At 70.6% G+C, this 14,719-nt stretch carries 15 protein-coding genes and 1 pseudogene; 7 read left to right on the forward strand and 9 right to left on the reverse strand.

The genetic code is table 11. The features are described from left to right. The 3 genes and pseudogenes from ACFC1R_RS36930 to ACFC1R_RS36940 all read right to left on the reverse strand — a co-directional run. Positions 1–135 (reverse strand): annotated as a pseudogene (locus tag ACFC1R_RS36930) (IS5/IS1182 family transposase); the annotation flags it as partial. A 519-nt stretch (positions 136–654) separates the two neighbouring features. Beyond that, positions 655–879 carry a hypothetical protein gene (locus ACFC1R_RS36935; protein ID WP_375946108.1) on the reverse strand — a complete coding sequence of 75 codons (225 nt, stop codon included), beginning with the start codon at positions 877–879 and terminating at the stop codon, positions 655–657. Then, positions 876–1,541 (reverse strand): TetR/AcrR family transcriptional regulator C-terminal domain-containing protein, encoded by a 666-nt coding sequence (locus ACFC1R_RS36940; protein WP_375946109.1) that lies wholly within the window; start codon positions 1,539–1,541, stop codon positions 876–878. The genes ACFC1R_RS36935 and ACFC1R_RS36940 overlap by 4 nt, the downstream gene beginning before the upstream one ends. Positions 1,542–1,603: 62 nt before the next feature. Here ACFC1R_RS36940 and ACFC1R_RS36945 point away from each other — a divergent pair, with 62 nt between their 5' ends. The 3 genes from ACFC1R_RS36945 (at position 1,604) to ACFC1R_RS36955 (ending at position 5,397) form a co-directional block, all read left to right on the forward strand. After that, positions 1,604–2,407 (forward strand): proline hydroxylase, encoded by an 804-nt coding sequence (locus ACFC1R_RS36945; RefSeq protein ID WP_375946110.1) that lies wholly within the window; start codon positions 1,604–1,606, stop codon positions 2,405–2,407. A gap of 24 nt (positions 2,408–2,431) precedes the next feature. Further along, positions 2,432–3,487 (forward strand): threonine/serine dehydratase, encoded by a 1,056-nt coding sequence (locus ACFC1R_RS36950; protein WP_375946111.1) that lies wholly within the window; start codon positions 2,432–2,434, stop codon positions 3,485–3,487. A gap of 458 nt (positions 3,488–3,945) precedes the next feature. Continuing rightward, positions 3,946–5,397: an amidase gene (locus ACFC1R_RS36955; RefSeq protein WP_375946112.1), complete on the forward strand. Its 1,452-nt coding sequence runs from the start codon at positions 3,946–3,948 to the stop codon at positions 5,395–5,397. 291 nt (positions 5,398–5,688) lie between these two features. Here the strand turns inward: ACFC1R_RS36955 and ACFC1R_RS36960 are convergent, their stop codons facing one another. The 3 genes from ACFC1R_RS36960 to ACFC1R_RS36970 all read right to left on the reverse strand — a co-directional run bounded on the left by ACFC1R_RS36960 (position 5,689) and on the right by ACFC1R_RS36970 (position 9,127). Then, positions 5,689–6,291 (reverse strand): hypothetical protein, encoded by a 603-nt coding sequence (locus tag ACFC1R_RS36960; protein ID WP_375946113.1) that lies wholly within the window; start codon positions 6,289–6,291, stop codon positions 5,689–5,691. Positions 6,292–7,117: 826 nt separating this feature from the next. Then, positions 7,118–7,969, reverse strand: coding sequence for an SDR family oxidoreductase (locus ACFC1R_RS36965; protein WP_375946114.1), 852 nt, complete (start codon positions 7,967–7,969; stop codon positions 7,118–7,120). Positions 7,970–8,245: 276 nt separating this feature from the next. Further along, a complete protein-coding gene (locus ACFC1R_RS36970) occupies positions 8,246–9,127 on the reverse strand; it encodes an SDR family oxidoreductase (protein ID WP_375946115.1) in 882 nt (293 codons plus the stop codon). A gap of 86 nt (positions 9,128–9,213) precedes the next feature. Here ACFC1R_RS36970 and ACFC1R_RS36975 point away from each other — a divergent pair, with 86 nt between their 5' ends. Genes ACFC1R_RS36975 through ACFC1R_RS36985 form a run of 3 tightly spaced genes read left to right on the forward strand, consistent with a single transcriptional unit; the run spans position 9,214 to position 10,403 of the window. After that, a complete protein-coding gene (locus ACFC1R_RS36975; protein ID WP_375946116.1) occupies positions 9,214–9,792 on the forward strand; it encodes a TetR/AcrR family transcriptional regulator in 579 nt (192 codons plus the stop codon). Between the two features lie 29 nt (positions 9,793–9,821). After that, complete coding sequence (locus tag ACFC1R_RS36980; RefSeq protein WP_375946117.1) at positions 9,822–10,043, forward strand: class I SAM-dependent methyltransferase; 222 nt, start codon at positions 9,822–9,824, stop codon at positions 10,041–10,043. A gap of 9 nt (positions 10,044–10,052) precedes the next feature. Continuing rightward, positions 10,053–10,403, forward strand: coding sequence for a class I SAM-dependent methyltransferase (locus ACFC1R_RS36985; protein WP_375946118.1), 351 nt, complete (start codon positions 10,053–10,055; stop codon positions 10,401–10,403). A 68-nt stretch (positions 10,404–10,471) separates the two neighbouring features. Here the strand turns inward: ACFC1R_RS36985 and ACFC1R_RS36990 are convergent, their stop codons facing one another. Beyond that, positions 10,472–10,975 carry a hypothetical protein gene (locus ACFC1R_RS36990; RefSeq protein ID WP_375946119.1) on the reverse strand — a complete coding sequence of 168 codons (504 nt, stop codon included), beginning with the start codon at positions 10,973–10,975 and terminating at the stop codon, positions 10,472–10,474. Between the two features lie 34 nt (positions 10,976–11,009). On the opposite strand from ACFC1R_RS36990, the gene ACFC1R_RS36995 reads away from it, so the two are divergent. Continuing rightward, complete coding sequence (locus ACFC1R_RS36995) at positions 11,010–11,153, forward strand: hypothetical protein (RefSeq protein ID WP_375946120.1); 144 nt, start codon at positions 11,010–11,012, stop codon at positions 11,151–11,153. 935 nt (positions 11,154–12,088) lie between these two features. On the opposite strand, the gene ACFC1R_RS37000 is transcribed toward ACFC1R_RS36995, so the two are convergent. Continuing rightward, positions 12,089–12,868, reverse strand: a complete 780-nt coding sequence (locus ACFC1R_RS37000) for a GNAT family N-acetyltransferase (protein ID WP_375946121.1) — start codon at positions 12,866–12,868, stop codon at positions 12,089–12,091. Positions 12,869–13,721: 853 nt separating this feature from the next. Continuing rightward, the gene (locus tag ACFC1R_RS37005; protein WP_375946122.1) at positions 13,722–14,561 is read right to left on the reverse strand and encodes an SDR family oxidoreductase; all 840 of its coding nucleotides are present in this window, start codon (positions 14,559–14,561) and stop codon (positions 13,722–13,724) included. Positions 14,562–14,719 lie beyond the last annotated feature (158 nt).

Raw genomic sequence — 14,719 nt, forward strand, 5'->3', positions numbered from 1 at the left:
GAACACGATCGCCGCCAACACCTCGCGGTCCCCATACCGACGCCGACCACCGCCCTGCGGACGGGTCGGCGCAGCTGGCACCACCAACTGGAACAGCTCCCACAACTCGTCCGGCACCAGCCGCTCCACGATCATCACCCACGAAGCCTACCCAGTCGCCCAAATGAGATGACTTCTAATGGCCGGGCCCCTCTCGGATCGAGAGTGAGAGGCCTGGCCATCTCCGGAGGGCTGGTTGCTGTCGGCCCCGCGCCCGCAGGGATGGTCCCCTGCGGGAGCACGTCTGGACCCTGACCGCTCCCTTCTCCCCGCGCCAGCGGGAATGGTCTCCGGACCGATTTCCGCCGATCGGCGACCCGCCCTGCTCCCCGTGCCCGCGGGAATGGTCCTCCAGGGGAGGGGATCATCGATGACGGCAGGCCGCTGGACCTGGTGACCTGGAGCCGCTGGTGCTGGGCGTTGAGTACGGCGACCCAGACCGGGTGCGGCTGGACCCAAACCTCCGGTTCGCGCTGGCAGGCCCGACCGTCGGCGGTGAGCACCGGCAAGGCAGGCTGGCCGTGGGGCTGTGGGTAGGTGACGGCGTTGGTCGTGGATTGGCTCCGGCCACGCCGTCAGGCCGAGGTAGGTGGCGAGGGTACTGTCCACGCCCGGTTACTTCGCCTCGTTCGCCTTCTCCAGCGCGGCGGCCAGGCGGTCCGCGACTTCGGCCGAGCAGCCGCCGAGCTCCACGAAGCCGTGTTCCATCACGGGGTAGCCGCCGCGTACGGACGGCAGGGTGAGGCCGTGCAGGGCGAGCGCGGCGATCAGCCGTTGCGCGGAGTTGATGCCGTGCAGGTACGGGTCCGGTTTTGCGGTGGGCGTGGTCGGGCCGGTCACCTGGGGCTCCTTTTGATGGCGACCTGCTTCGGGTCGGCGGCGTGGATCAGTTGGCGGAGGGCGCCGTAGTAGACCTCGTGGTCGACCACGGCGGGCAGGATCGCGGCCAGGTGTCCGGTCAGTGCCGGGAACTCCTCCGGGTCGAGCGCGGCCAGGGCCTGCCGGGTGGTGGCCTGGGCGGCCTTGGGGTCGCGGTGGTCGACGAAGCTCGCGCTGCCGAGGGTGAGCAGGTACAGCCGCCGGTAGGTGGCGATGGCATCCTCGGGTGCCATGCCGGCGGCGATCGAGTCGGCGAGCTGTGGCTCGACCAGGCGCTTGAGCAGCTGGGGGCCGAGCCACGGGCGTCCGCCGCGCAGGGCGACCAGGCCCGGATGGGCCGTCAGCAGTTCGTACAGCGCGGTGAACCGTTTCTCGGTGGCCGTGGCCCAGTTGGTGCCGGGCGGGATGTTTGGCAGGCGGGCGGCGAGGTGGTCGGTGACCAGGTCGAGCAGTCCGGCCAGGTCGGTGACCCGGCGTTGGAGGGATGCGACGGGGATGTCCAGTGCGGTGGCCAGGGTGCGGAAGCTGAGCGCGGTGTGTCCGTCCTGATCGACGATCAACAGGGCTTGCTCGGAGATGCGTTCGGGAGTCGCGAGGTCCAGGGAAGTGGATTGCCTTGGCATGTGAGTCAGCGTACGGTACGGCGTACCGTCACGGTAGGCTCATGCACCCTCACGGAGGCGACATGCCCCGCACCACGGCACTCGACCCGCTGTTCACCGCGGTGGACAGCGCGGCCTTCACCGACCGGAACCTAGCCAACCTCGCGGCCGGCACCCTCGCCGCGGTCCGCGTCCCGGGCTTCCTCGATGCCGCGCCGTGCGCCGCTGCGCTGACGGCGGCCAACCGGCTGCCCGCCGCCGACTACGACCCCGCCCGGGTGCCCACCCGGATCGTCCGCTTCGGCCCGGCCCTCAACGACTACCGCGACCAGGACGGCCGGCTCGACGCCGGACGGTACTGGCACGACGCCGAGACCGCCCGCGCGGCCTGGCAGCGGGCCGGGATGCGCCCGGACCCGATCGCCATCTCGCTGGCCCGCCTCGGCTCCGCCTGGGGCGCCGCCGTGGCCCCGGCCACCATCGGCGGCCGCGCGGTTTTCGGCGGCACGCTCCGCGAGATCAACGCCGGAGCCTTGGTCCACTACGACGACCTCAACCGGGAGTTCCCCACCGGCCTGTTCGACCAGGAGGTGCTGGCCCAGCTCGCGTTCAACGTCTGGGTCGCCGTCCCGGCCACCGGCGGGGCGACCACCGTGTGGCGCCACCGCTGGGAGCCGGCCGACGAGCAGCACCGCCAGGCGTACGGCTACCGGCCCGAGGCGGTCGAGCACTGCCAGCGGGTCAGCCTGACCCCGCAGCTCGGCGACGGGCTGCTGTTCAACCCCGCGAACTTCCACGCGGTCGAGCCGAACCCGACCGGGCGCCGGATCGCCTTCGCCTTCTTCCTCGGCCTGACCACCACTGGCCAGCTCATCGCCTGGTCGTGACCATCTCTCAGTAGGAGCAACAACGTGCACCAGCTCACGTACGGCGACATCAAGGCCGCCACCGACCGGATCGCCGGACGCATCCGCCCCGTCACCCTCGCCCCGGTCGACCCGGGCGCGATCCGCACCGCCCATCGCGACCCCCTGGACGACCGCCCGGTCGAACCGTGCGAGGTGTGGCTGGCTATGGAGTTCATGCAGCACACCGGCTCGTTCAAGGCCCGCGGTGCGCAGAACTTCATCCAGGCCCACCGCGACGCCGGCGCCCTGCCCGACGCCGGGGTGACCATCGCCTCCGGCGGCAACGCGGGGCTGGCGTGCGCGTGGGCCGCCCGGCAGCAGGGCGTGCGTGCCACGGTCTTCCTGCCAGCCAACGCACCGCAGGTGAAGGTGGCCAAGCTCCGGGGCTACGGCGCCGAGGTGCGGCTGATCGGCTCCGAGTACGCCGAGGCCTTGGCCGCGTGCGAGGAGTTCGCCGCCGCCACCGGGGCACTCGCCTCGCACGCCTACGATCACCCGCTCATCGCCGCCGGGGCGGGCACGCTGTTGGAGGAGATCCGCCGGCAGATCCCGGGCCTGGACACCGTGGTGGTCGCGGTCGGCGGCGGCGGGCTGTTCGCCGGCGTCGCGACGGCGGCTCAGCATCACGGCATCCGCACGGTGGCGGTCGAGCCGGAGCACTGCCGGGCGTTGAACGCCGCGATCGAGGCCGGCCGCCTGGTCGACGTCACGGTGGACTCGATCGCTGCCGACTCCCTCGGCGCTCGCCGCACCTCCGCCATGGCCCTGCACGCCGCCCACCAGGACGGCGTGCACTCCGTCCTGGTGTCGGACGGCGAGATCGTCCGGGCCAGGCAGGCACTGTGGGACCACCGCAAGGTGGTCGTCGAACACGGCGCAGCGACCGCGCTGGCCGCGCTCACCGCCCCGGACCAGCACGTCCCCGGGCGGGACCTGCCGACCCGGCCCGCCGGCCCGACCCGCAACTACCGGCCCGGCAGCGGCGAGAAGGTGTGCGTGGTGCTGTGCGGCGCCAACACGGACCCGACCGACCTCGCGCCCCGGCCCACCGCGCACTGATCCAGCGCCCCGACGGGGAAGCCAGGCGAAAAGCCGCCCGGCTCCCCCTTTTCTCCGTGTCCGCACGCCCGCAGGGATGCTCCCGCATCCAGCACGTCTCGAATTCGAGACCTGCTCTGCTCCCCGCACCCGCGGGAATGGTCCCCATGGTTGGCCCGTACGAGCTGATGGCCGGGCCCCTCGCGATTCGAGCGTGAGGGGCCCGGCCATCTCTCCGGGGCAGTGCTGATGAAGCTGTCCGGGCGTACGTCGGTTCGCGGCCTCGCGAAGCACGCGCGGGTGTCCGACGAAGGTCTCCTGAACTCCCGGGCCGACACCGATCCCGCCGCGCGTCGCCATCGTCGGCGGCCGGGCGAACTGTCTGTGGCCGGAGGGGAACTGATGAGTATTGAGCCATCCATCCCGTTGCGCGAAGCGGAATTTTGTGGCCCATTCCAGAGGTCGGTACGGTCCGATTCATGGAGTTGAACTTTCAGACGGCCGAAGAACTCGCGGCTGCCCTGCGTGCCGGTGAAGTGACCTCGGCGGAACTGACCGACGAGGCGATCGCCCGTATCGAGCGGGACGACAAGGCGATCAACGCGATCTGTGTGCCGGACTTCGACCGTGCGCGGGCCGCCGCGCGCGGTGCCGACCAGGCGCGCGCCCGCGGTGAGGACCGGCCGCTGCTGGGCATTCCGGTGACGGTCAAAGAGTCCTACAACATGGCTGGGCTGCCCACGACCTGGGGCATGCCGCAACACCGGGACTATGTGCCGGCCGAGGACGCGGTACAGGTGTCACGGCTCAAGGCCGCGGGCGCGGTGGTGCTGGGTAAGACCAATGTGCCCTTGGGGCTGCAAGATATCCAGAGCTTCAACGAGATCTACGGCACCACTAACAATCCGTGGGATCACGGTCGCACGTCGGGTGGGTCCTCGGGCGGATCAGCGGCGGCCCTGGCGTCCGGGTTCGGCGCGCTGTCCATCGGCTCCGACCTCGCCGGTTCGCTGCGCACCCCCGCGCATTTCTGCGGCATTTATGCGCACAAGCCGACACTCGGGCTGGCGGCAACCCGCGGCATGGTCGCGCCGCCGGCACCGCCGTTGCCGGTCGACCTCGACCTCGCCGTCGTCGGTCCGATGGCGCGCACTGCCCGCGACCTCACGCTCCTGCTCGACGTCATGGCCGGACCGGACCCGCTGACGCACGGTGTGGCGTACGACGTGACGCTGCCGCCCGCGCGCCACGAGCGGCTCGGCGACTTCCGGGTCTTGGTCCTTGACGAGCATCCGCTCATTCCGACCGGGTCCGCTGTGCGGGCGGGCGTGAACCGGGTGGCCGACGCGCTCGCCGACGACGGCGCCCGCGTCGAGCGGCACAGTCCGCTGCTGCCCGATCTGACCGAAGCCGCGATGCTTTACAGGCAGTTGCTGTTTTCGGGCTCTGTCGCACGTTTTCCCGTCGACTCCTACGAGCAGCTGCGGACCCGCGCCGCCGGACTGAGCGCAGACGACCAGAGTCTCGATGCGGCGCTGCTGCGCGGGATGGTGTTGAGCCACCGCGACTGGATCGAGGCGAACAGCCGTCGTGAGCTCCACCGCCACGGCTGGCGGCAGCTCTTCGCCGAGTTCGATGCCGTGGTGTGTCCGATCACGCCGACTCCCGCGTTCCCGCACGACCACAACCCCGATCCGAGGGAGCGCCGGATCGACATCGACGGCGTCGGGTACCCGTACTTCGACCAGCTCGTCTGGGCCGGTCTGGCCACTATGCCCGGCCTGCCCGCCACCGCCATACCAGCGGGCCGGTCCCCCGAGGGTCTGCCTGTGGGAGTGCAGCTCATCGGTCCGATGTTCGAGGACCGCACCCCGCTACGGCTGGCCGAACTGCTCGAGCAGACGATCGGCGGCTTCCAGGCACCGAAGTAGGGCGTAGCCACCGGAGCAACACGCTCGGACTTGCCACGGAAGGCTGGGCCTGGGGTCGAACGTCGGCCTTCGCGGCCACACCCGGCAGGGGCTGTCGGCACCGGGATGGGATTCGCGGACGGAAGAGCGAAACACCTCGTTCGTGCAGCCGGAGCTGAGTTCCGGGCTGCGGCGCCAGGAGGGCGGCTGCCTGCTGGTCTTCGAGCTGCCGACGCAGCGGCTTCGGTTCGGGCGGTACTGCCACGGCCAGGTCGCCGGCGCCCTGACGCGCTCGAAGCAGAGCCGGACCTTCTACGCGAGCGTGGACGCGCTGGGAGGGGTCGAGGCGTACGTCCGGTCGGAGCGAGCCTGGTCGAGCGTGGCCCGCTCGGCGTCGTCCAGTTCGGCGGCGCGCAGGAAGTCGGCGGCCTTGCCCGGCATGTCGAGGGTGACCACCAGCTCGGGGCCTGGGGTGTCCTGCTGGGCGGTGGTGTGCTCGGGCATGAGGTCGGCGACGGCGGTACGGATGGCGCCGCGGCTGACGTGGTGGTCGCGGGCCAGACCGGCGATGGACCGGCCGACCAGGTACGCGGTGCGTACGGCAGCGGCCATCGCTGTCGTGACGGCCGGGCGGCGTCCGCCCTTGCTGCCCTTGGCCTCGGCGGCCCGCAGCCCGTCGTACGTCGGCTCGCGCTGGAGATCGCGCTGGAGTTCGCCGGCGGCGGCGAGGGTCTGCACCATGAACTTCACCGTGGACAGCAGCTCGCCGGTGCGCGGGTGGCGGGCGGTGAGGTCCATCGCGGAGAACGCGCCGTCGTGGATGCGCAGCGTGAGGTGGTCACGGTGCAGGACGTCGAGCACGTCGAGGGCGTGCTGGGTGCCGCGCGCCGGGCGGAACATCTCGGAGATGTGCACGGTGTCGCCCGGCCGCGCGTCGACGAGCAGCTCGCCGAACTTCGGGCCGCTGGAGCGAGGGGAGGCGGCTGGAGGTGCCCAGCTCCTCCTCGAACGTCACCGGGTCCTCGATCCCGGCCCCGGCGAGGACGAGGTTCTGACGGTCGGTCGGCTGTTGGTCGGTCAACACCCGCTTGTAGAGCAGGTTGGCCACGCCGCTCCCCGTGTCGGTGGTCGCGTCGCATCCGGCCCTAGCCGTCACCGAACCCTGTCGTCATCCGCCATCGGATCTGATTGGATGCGCGCCCCGAAAACTCCGGGTTCGTTGGACGCCCGTCGTATCTGTCGTCATCCGAAGGTGGTGCGTTGATCACTTGAGGGTGCCAACGTTTGACGACAGGCAGCGTGCGGCAGCCGGAGCAGCGGAAGGGCGTCGACCGCCCGGCACTGGTGCCGGGCGGTCGTTGTACTCCGGAGGGCCCGGTGTCCGGGAGGCCCTGGAAAACCTGAGACGGCTGCGGGAGGCCTGGAGTCGCCTGCTCGACGGCACTGTCACCAATGCCAACGAGATCGCCACAGTCGTCTCGACCCTTCAGCGCATCGAGACCCAGCTCTCCCAGAACTCGGACGGTCCCGGCAGGCTCCGGTAGCCAACACGGCCGTCCCCGCGGCCGACCGTGGCTTTGTATCTCAGTACGAAGACCGACACAGTCAACCCCGTTCTGCGCGTACCGTGAAGACATGGCCGGGTGGGTGCGCCGCTGCGCGTTCCACCACTGTGGCCAGGGCGGGGGAAACCAGAGTGCCGAGCAGACCGGGCCCCGTATGACTGGTCAGCACGACAAGCTCAGCGGAAGTCGTCGGCGTGGTCGACGGCCCACTGGGCGTAGGTGTGTGCCGGAGCGCCGGTGATCCTTTCGGCGATGACGGAGGTCACGGCCACGACGCCGTCGGCGGCGGCCCACTGACTCACGATCGCCTCGGCCACGACCGGATGCATTGTTCCGGCGACTTCCGCGCGAGCCTGCTCGTCGGAGATGTGTTCAACCCGGATATGACGGCCGATGGCCTCGCCAATGTGCTCGACCTGGCGTTGCAGGGTCAGGGACTCGGCCCCGTAGATGGTGTAGGCCTGGTGCGAGTGGCCCGGTTCGGTCAGGGCGGTCACCGCCAGCGCCGCGATGTCCTTCTCGTGCACCGGTGCCGACTGGGCGAGCGGATGGGGAAGGCGGACGACGTTGTCAGTGCGGATCGATTCGGCCCACCAGGTGCGGGTGTTGGTCGCGAATGTCCCCGGCCTGAGGAACGTCCAGTCCATGCCGGACCGTTGGACGGCCTGCTCGATCGTGCGGTTCAGGCGGGCGACCGGGTGGTCGGCGTCGGGGTCCAGGGCGACCGACACCGACGAGAGCAGAACCACCTGCCGGATCCCCGCAGCTGCGGCCGCCGCAGCGACCTTCTCGATGTCGTAGGGCTTCTGGGGGTCGAGCATTCCGTACAGGAACACCTTGTCGGCACCGTCGAGCGCTGCGGGCAGCGTCTCGGGACGCTCCAGGTCGGCGACGACTGCTTCGCACCCAGGCGTCAAGCCCGCGGCTGGGGTCCTGCTGACTGCTCTGACCTGCTCACCGGCGACCAGCAGGCCATCGGCCACATGACGACCGACGTTACCGCGAGCGCCGAAGACAACTGCCACCATGATGGAACCTCCTGCTTGTTGTGGACATGAATTGCCGCATTGGCGCGGGTAGTGCGAGATGTGTCGCTGCCACGCGGGTGGCGGACCGGCGCCGGCGGGCCTGGTTGTTGGCGATGGTGCGGGGAACAAGTCGCGAGCCGGAGCGCGTTGACCGCGGGATGTGCGGGTACGAGATGCCGCTGCGGCGAGACGGTCGGTCGCGAGTGACGCAGGTGAGGGTTTTCCGCTGTCGACGTGAGCACCGGCAGCGGGTCCGCCTCGATCGTCGGTCGCCGATCAGGGCTGGATGTTCTCCAGGTCCTCCAGAAGGCTGGGGTGCTTCGGCTCCCAGCCGAGCGCCTGCCGGGTGCGGGTGCTGGACGAGGGCTGGTCGGCCTTGAAGATCGGGCCGAGCGGGCCGTAGGTCTCCTCCGGCACCGACTCGACCGGCAGGCCCAGCCGTCGGCCGATGACGGCCGCGATGTCCCGTACCTCGTCCCCCTCGTCGGCCACGGCGTGCCAGGCGGTACCGGCCTCCGCCTGCTCCAGGGCGAGCCGGAAGAGAACGGCCGCGTCGAGCGCGTGGACGGCGGGCCAGCGCTGTGTGCCGTCGCCGGGGTAGCCGGAGATCCTGCTCTGGCGTGCGATGTTGGTCAGCAGACCGGCGAACCCGCCCGTGCCCTCGTTGTGGACCGTGCGCGGCAGGCGTACGGACGTGCTCCGGACCCCGCGCGACGCCAGGCCCAGAATTGCCGTGACCGTGCGGCCGCGGCCGCCGACCGGCCCGTCGGTCGGCACCGGGTCGGCCTCGGTGGAGGCACGGCCCGGCACCCAGGGCGTACCCGAGACGGTGACCAGGGGGCGGTCACTGCCGACGAGCTCCTCGCCGAGAGTGGTGAGGGCGGCGGTCTCCTCGGCGACGTTCTGGGCGAGGGCCTCGAGGCTGCTGAAGTCGTTGCCGAAGGCCAGGTGGATCACCCCGTCGGCCCGGGCGGCGCCGGAGCGCAGGACGTCCAGATCGGCGAGGCCTCCCCGCAGCGGCTCGGCGCCGGCTGCCTCGGCGGCCTGTGCGGAGGCGTCGGAGCGGGCGAGCGCGAGGACGGTGTGGCCGTTGCCGAGGAGTTCGGCGACGACGGCGGAACCGATCAGACCGGTGCCGCCGGTGACGAAGACGCGCATGGAAACCCTCCAAGAAGTGATGGGACTCTTGTCCCATCACTCTAGCAGGGTGATGGGACAAGAGTCCCATCGAATATGCTGAACCCATGAGTCGATGGGAACCAGGTGCGCGTGAACGCCTCGTCGTGGCTGCGGTCGACCTGTTCACGGAGCAGGGGTACGACGCCACGACGGTCGCGCAGATCGCCGAGCGTGCCGGGGTCACCAAGAGCACCTTCTTCCGGCACTTCCCCGACAAGCGCGAGCTGCTGGTCGCCGGGCAGGAGACGCTGAGCCGGCTGCTGGCCGAGGGGATCGCCGACGCGCCCGGTAACGCCAGCCCGCTCGAGGCAGTCGCTGCCGGTCTCGAGCGCGCCTCGACCGCGATGGGCCCCAGGAGTCGCGAGCTCGCCCCCCGCCTGAAGGCGGCCGTCGCCGCCAGCGCCGAGCTTCAAGAGCGTGACACCCTCAAGACCGTCAGTCTCGCGGCTGCGATGACAACCGCTCTGGTCGCCCGCGGCGTACCCGATCCGACTGCGGCTCTCGCGGGCGAGCTGGGCGTCCTCGCTTTCAAACGGGGGTACGCGGAATGGGCCGAGGACGACCGTGGCGCCGAGGACGGGCTCGCCGGGTACACCCTGGCGGCCCTGGACGAACTGCGTGCGGCGAGCGCATCGCTGGGCTGACCGGACGAGCATCGTCCAGCGCTGGTGCGGTGGACGGGAAGCAGACCTCACAGGTCTTCGAACGCGCCTTCCTGACGCTGTTCGCCGGCCTTGTGCAGACCACCGGCAGGGGGCAGGTCGCGGACGTGGGATGCGGGTCAGGGAGGATTACGGCCCACCTGCGCGGGCTGGGCGTGGACACGTTCGGAATCGACCTGTCGCCCGCGATGATCGAGGTGGCTCGGCGTGATCACCCCGGTCTACGGTTCTAGGTCGGTTCCATGACGGACCTCGACCTCGCCGACGCCTCGATGGCGGGCCTGGTCGCCTGGTACTCGCTGGTCCACGTCCCCGACGACGAGATCGGCCCGGTCTTCGCGCACTTCCGGCGAGCGTTGCGGCCCGGTGGTCCACTGCTGCTCAGCTTCCACGTCGGTGATGAGTCGCGGCTGAAGACCCAGGAGTACGGCGGCCACCCGATGAAGACCTACGTCCATCGCCGCCGGCCTGGCCAAGTGGCCGCCTGGCTCAACGATGCCGGCTTCACGGTCGAGGCGCAGACGACCCTCGGCTCAGCCGAGAGCACGCTCGGAGCGATCCTCTTCGCGCGCCGCCAGCCCGACACCCAGTAGGGGCCGCGGCTCGACCCGTTCTCGCGGATCCCTTGCACAACGAGGTGCGGGCCCCTGGCCGCATCGTGTCAGGGATGCGGCCCCGGGCCCGCACCCACAAGCTGCCGGCACTCCCGCGACGGCATCCCCCGGACACTCCGCCTCGACCAGCACGTCACCCGGTCGTGGCTCCCGAACTCGCCGAAACGCCGCCCGTTCCCCGCCGAGAACCACGGAGCACCGTCGAGGTGGGTGCTGCCAGGTCGCAGACTGAGGGCGATCGTCCCGTCCGGGAGGACCGCCAGGATGTCGCCGTCCCCGTCCGGGATGATCGCCGACAGGGTGCCGTCCGGCCGGGGATGTCCGAACAGGGCGGTGGCGACAGGCGTTCCGTCGGGGGTGTAGCGGGTGATCGACCGGCAGTTGAGCTGGCAGTAGGGGTCGGTCGGATCGCCTTTGCCCTGCCACGTGCGCCACACGGTGGAGACCACGTAGGTGTCGCCGTCCGGCGTGGCCACGGCGCGCCTGGGGGTGAACGCCCACCTGCCGACGGCCGGGTCGAGACCGTGGGTGTCGGCCAGCGGGGCGGGCACGGTGATCCTTGATGCGGGTCACCAGATCAGTCGTATGCCCGAGCATCGAGTACTGCCGGGTTCCCTGGAACTCCAGGACATAAAGCCGGTCCGCGCCCGGTCGATCGCCCTTGGCATAGCGAGCAAGGCGATCCTCGACGACGCACTGGAGCGCCAAGGCGTGTTCTGGAAGTGGTGACTGTCGGCGCTCAGGGAGAGCCCCGGCGCGAAGGGCCTCACGGACCTGCTCGACATGATCTGGAAGGTCGACAGGATCGGGCGGGAGCACAGGAGTCGTGAGGTTTACCCGGCCGAAGTCGACGTTCACCTTCAGGGGTCCGTCGTCGCCCGGGGCACGCCTTCCGAAGATGACTTCCATGATGTTGTCAGCTTCTAATATCGCGCCAGGGTCCCACACCAGTCTGACAAGCACGTGTGAGCGATGACTGTGGCGCCGAGCCTTGCTGTCACCCAAACGAGGCACAGCACCACACCTGTTGCGCTTAAGTAGTCTCCTCCTCACCGCTGCTGAGCTGTACGAAGTCATCCCGACTCACCTCGTGCCACACCTCTTCCCCCAGAGAATGGTTAGCTACACGGCCACGCCCTCGTCCTTCTCTCGTCTCTGGCTGGTGGGGACGCTCACCCCGCCGTGAGGGCACCGACCCGTGAGGGCGTCGGCCGGTGGGAGGGCACCGCCTGCCGTCACGACAAGCTCATCGCCCATCTCCGTGCAGCCGGTCTCGGAGTCATCGCCGACCGGGGCTTCATCGGCCTCTACGACAGCGACCCCGACGCCGACCCGGCCGTGATCACCGGCTACAGGGCCGCCCGGAACCGCCCCCCGGCCCGCGACCAGAAACGGTCCGACAAGGCCCTCGCCTCCGTCCGGACACCGGTCGAGCACGGCTTCGCCCGCTCAAGAACTGGCGGGTCCTCGGCAAGGTCCGCACCAGCCCGACGTGGGCGACCACCCTGGTGCGGGCCTTGCCGGCCTCGACGAATCGCGAAGCCGCCCGGTGGCCGACGATCTACGCCGAAGTCATCCGCCCGCAACCAGCACGGGCACGGCGCCTACCGGCGTATCTGTCCACCTGGTTGGGGCCCTGCGGGGAACTGGCGAGCCGGCGGGCTTCACCGCGACGCTGTCACATGGGGAGAGGCCCACCAGGTCGAGGGCGCCGCGGCGGTGTAACCCAGCGACTCGTACAGCGGCCTGCCCAGCTTCGAAGCGGTGAGTGTGACCGGCAGATCCGCCAGGTGGGCGAGGGAACCGAGCATGACGGCCCGGCCCACGCCACGCGAGCGGAATGCCGACGAAGTACCGACCCAGTAATGGCTGCCGACGCCGTCGTCCACGACCCTGACGCAGGCTCCTGCGGCCACGCCGTCGTGCGAGGCGACGAACACGTCCACGCCCGGCTGCCCGATCAGCGCCATCGGGAACAGCTCGCCGGGGCGGTAGGGCTCGAATCTGGCCAGCTCGAAGCCCTCGATCACGATCCGCTCGGCCGCCTGGAGGTCCTCGGGCCGCCGTACCCGGATCACGTCCAGCGCCGGTTCGCCGACGGGCCCGGGCGGGCGCAGCATGATCGGCATCTGCCAGCTGCGCATGCCCAGGTGGCTCAGGTCGGTCGAGCTGAACGGGTCCTCGGCGTTCACCGGGCCTGCGGCCCGACGGGCCAGTTCGCTCAATTCGGCCAGTTCGTCCGGGTCGAGGTCGGGCTCCTGGATCAGGATCCGCAGGCCTGCGCGCTCGTCGCCGTCGACCGCGACGAATCCGCGGCGCCGGATGACCTCGTGCTCCCGGCAGCGGCCGATCGTGATCCAGAAGGCGGCGGAGTTGCGGGCCTGACGCGTTGGCGCCTGGGCCAAGGACGTGGGCTGGTCGGTCGAAGTGGATCCCGTTGTCATTGTGCCTACGGTAGTGGGAAATTGAGCCATCACGTGGGCCAATTCCATGCGGGCGGACTGGGCCATCTTCGGGCCGGTCACTTGGCGGGAACGGGCAGCTTCGTGTTCCGTACCGGCGTCGGGCGGCGAAGGTGCCTGGCGGAGCGTGCCCGCCCGCTCCTGGCCCCGGATGGCACCGGCACTACTTGCCCGCCGGCAACAAGCCGGCCGGCGTTCACGGCCGCGTACGGCCGGCTCGCCGAGCGGTCAGAGGATCTTCGCCGTGGACACCCGTCACCGACCGGTCCGAGTATCCGAAATCCGCGCACACCGGACCGCCCGTCCTGCGGGTTTCACGATGCGCACCGCTCAGTGGCCGTCCTGGGTGCGGCCTGCGTCCACCTGTACCGCAAGGACGACAGAATCCTGCCGCTGATGGCCGCTCACTTCGCCTTCGGCTTCGGCCGGCTGTTCATCAGCTACTGACCTCCCCCTCCCCTCGGCCGTACGCTCCCCCGCAGCGCACGGCCGAGCAGCTGTTCGGACTCCCGCGGACCACCCCCGCGCCAGCGGGGAGCTCTGGGGCACGATCATCCGCGCCGTGGGTGACAGCGGACCATCCCCGCGGGCGTGGGGGTCCGCGTACTGCCTTCACCCCCTCGCTCTGGGCGGTGTTCCCCGCGGGCGTGGGGGTGGTCCGTCGACGGCCTGCTCGCCCGGGTACGGGGGCGCCCCAGCCACCGGCAGGAACGAGCCGGGAGGCGAGGTGCAGCAGGACGGGGCGGCGGGCAGCAGCCGGCGGCGGCGCGGGAGACCGGCGACGCCGAAAGGGGGGCGCGTCAAAGGCTTCGGATTCCGGCGGCGCTGACCGGCTTCAGCGGAACGCGGCGATATTGCGCGTGGCCCAGTCGGCGAACGGGCGCGGGGCGCGGCCGAGGACCTGCTGGACGTCCGGGCTGATGCGCAGCTCGGCCGGGTTCGGGGAGCCGAGGATGGTCAGGGTGTCCTCGGCGAGCTCGGCCGGCATGTTCTGGGTCATGGCGGCCTTGGCCTCGTCGCGGGTGAGGTCGTGGAACCGCACTGGCGAGCCCAGCGCGGCGGCGATGGCCTGTGCCTGCTGGCGTGGCGTGATCACCTCCGGGCCGGTCAGCTCGTACACGCCGCCGGTGTGCTGGTCCTCCAGCAGGCAGGCCGCCGCGACCTCGGCGATGTCCGCCGGGTCGATGACCGGCACCCCGACGTCGCCGAAGGGCGCGGCGACGACCCGCCGCGCGCGGATGGACTCGGCCCACCACAGGGAGTTAGAGGCGAAGCCGCCCGGCCGCAGGATGGCCCACTGCAGGCCGGACTCCCGCAGCACGTCCTCGAGCGCGCGCATCGCGATCCGTGTTGCGCCGAAGGGCCTGGTCGCTACGCCCTGTGTGGAGAGCAGGACGACCCGGCGGACCCCGCTGGTCGCGGCTTGGCCGATGATGTCGGCCGGGCCGGCTCCGGCGGCGTGCAGGTCGCCGGACAGCAGCAGGAACAGCGCTTTCGCCCCGGTCAGCGCAGGCTCGAGGCCGGCCGGCTCGGCCAGGTCGGCCGCCAGGTGGCGGACGCCGTTCGGCACCGCTGCCGCATGCCGCGACACCGCCGTCACCTGCTGGCCCGCCTCGGCCAGTGCCAGTGTCAGCGGCCGGCCCACATTCCCGGTAGCCCCGGTCACCACGATCATGATCAGCTCCTTCGTCAGATGTCCTCTGTGGCCTTGACGCTAGGAGCCTGAGCTAACTCTTGGTAAGAACTCGTAACACGATCTTGCTGATCGTTGCTGGTGGGGCGTGACCGATGTGACGATTCGTCCGTTCGTGATGGCGTGAGCAACAAACCGTG

Origin of the sequence: Kitasatospora sp. NPDC056138, from assembly GCF_042264695.1 — a bacterium.
Taxonomy (GTDB): Bacteria; Actinomycetota; Actinomycetes; order Streptomycetales; family Streptomycetaceae; genus Kitasatospora.

Excerpts from the sequence above, each read along its gene's own strand:
- ACFC1R_RS36940 (WP_375946109.1), bottom strand. The coding sequence starts at position 1,541 with ATGCCAAGGCAATCCACTTCCCTGGACCTCGCGACTCCCGAACGCATC.
- ACFC1R_RS36945 (WP_375946110.1), top strand. The coding sequence starts at position 1,604 with ATGCCCCGCACCACGGCACTCGACCCGCTGTTCACCGCGGTGGACAGC.
- ACFC1R_RS36955 (WP_375946112.1), top strand. The coding sequence starts at position 3,946 with ATGGAGTTGAACTTTCAGACGGCCGAAGAACTCGCGGCTGCCCTGCGT.
- ACFC1R_RS36965 (WP_375946114.1), bottom strand. The coding sequence starts at position 7,969 with ATGGTGGCAGTTGTCTTCGGCGCTCGCGGTAACGTCGGTCGTCATGTG.
- ACFC1R_RS36970 (WP_375946115.1), bottom strand. The coding sequence starts at position 9,127 with ATGCGCGTCTTCGTCACCGGCGGCACCGGTCTGATCGGTTCCGCCGTC.
- ACFC1R_RS36975 (WP_375946116.1), top strand. The coding sequence starts at position 9,214 with ATGAGTCGATGGGAACCAGGTGCGCGTGAACGCCTCGTCGTGGCTGCG.
- ACFC1R_RS36985 (WP_375946118.1), top strand. The coding sequence starts at position 10,053 with ATGACGGACCTCGACCTCGCCGACGCCTCGATGGCGGGCCTGGTCGCC.
- ACFC1R_RS36995 (WP_375946120.1), top strand. The coding sequence starts at position 11,010 with ATGCCCGAGCATCGAGTACTGCCGGGTTCCCTGGAACTCCAGGACATA.
- ACFC1R_RS37000 (WP_375946121.1), bottom strand. The coding sequence starts at position 12,868 with ATGACAACGGGATCCACTTCGACCGACCAGCCCACGTCCTTGGCCCAG.
- ACFC1R_RS37005 (WP_375946122.1), bottom strand. The coding sequence starts at position 14,561 with ATGATCGTGGTGACCGGGGCTACCGGGAATGTGGGCCGGCCGCTGACA.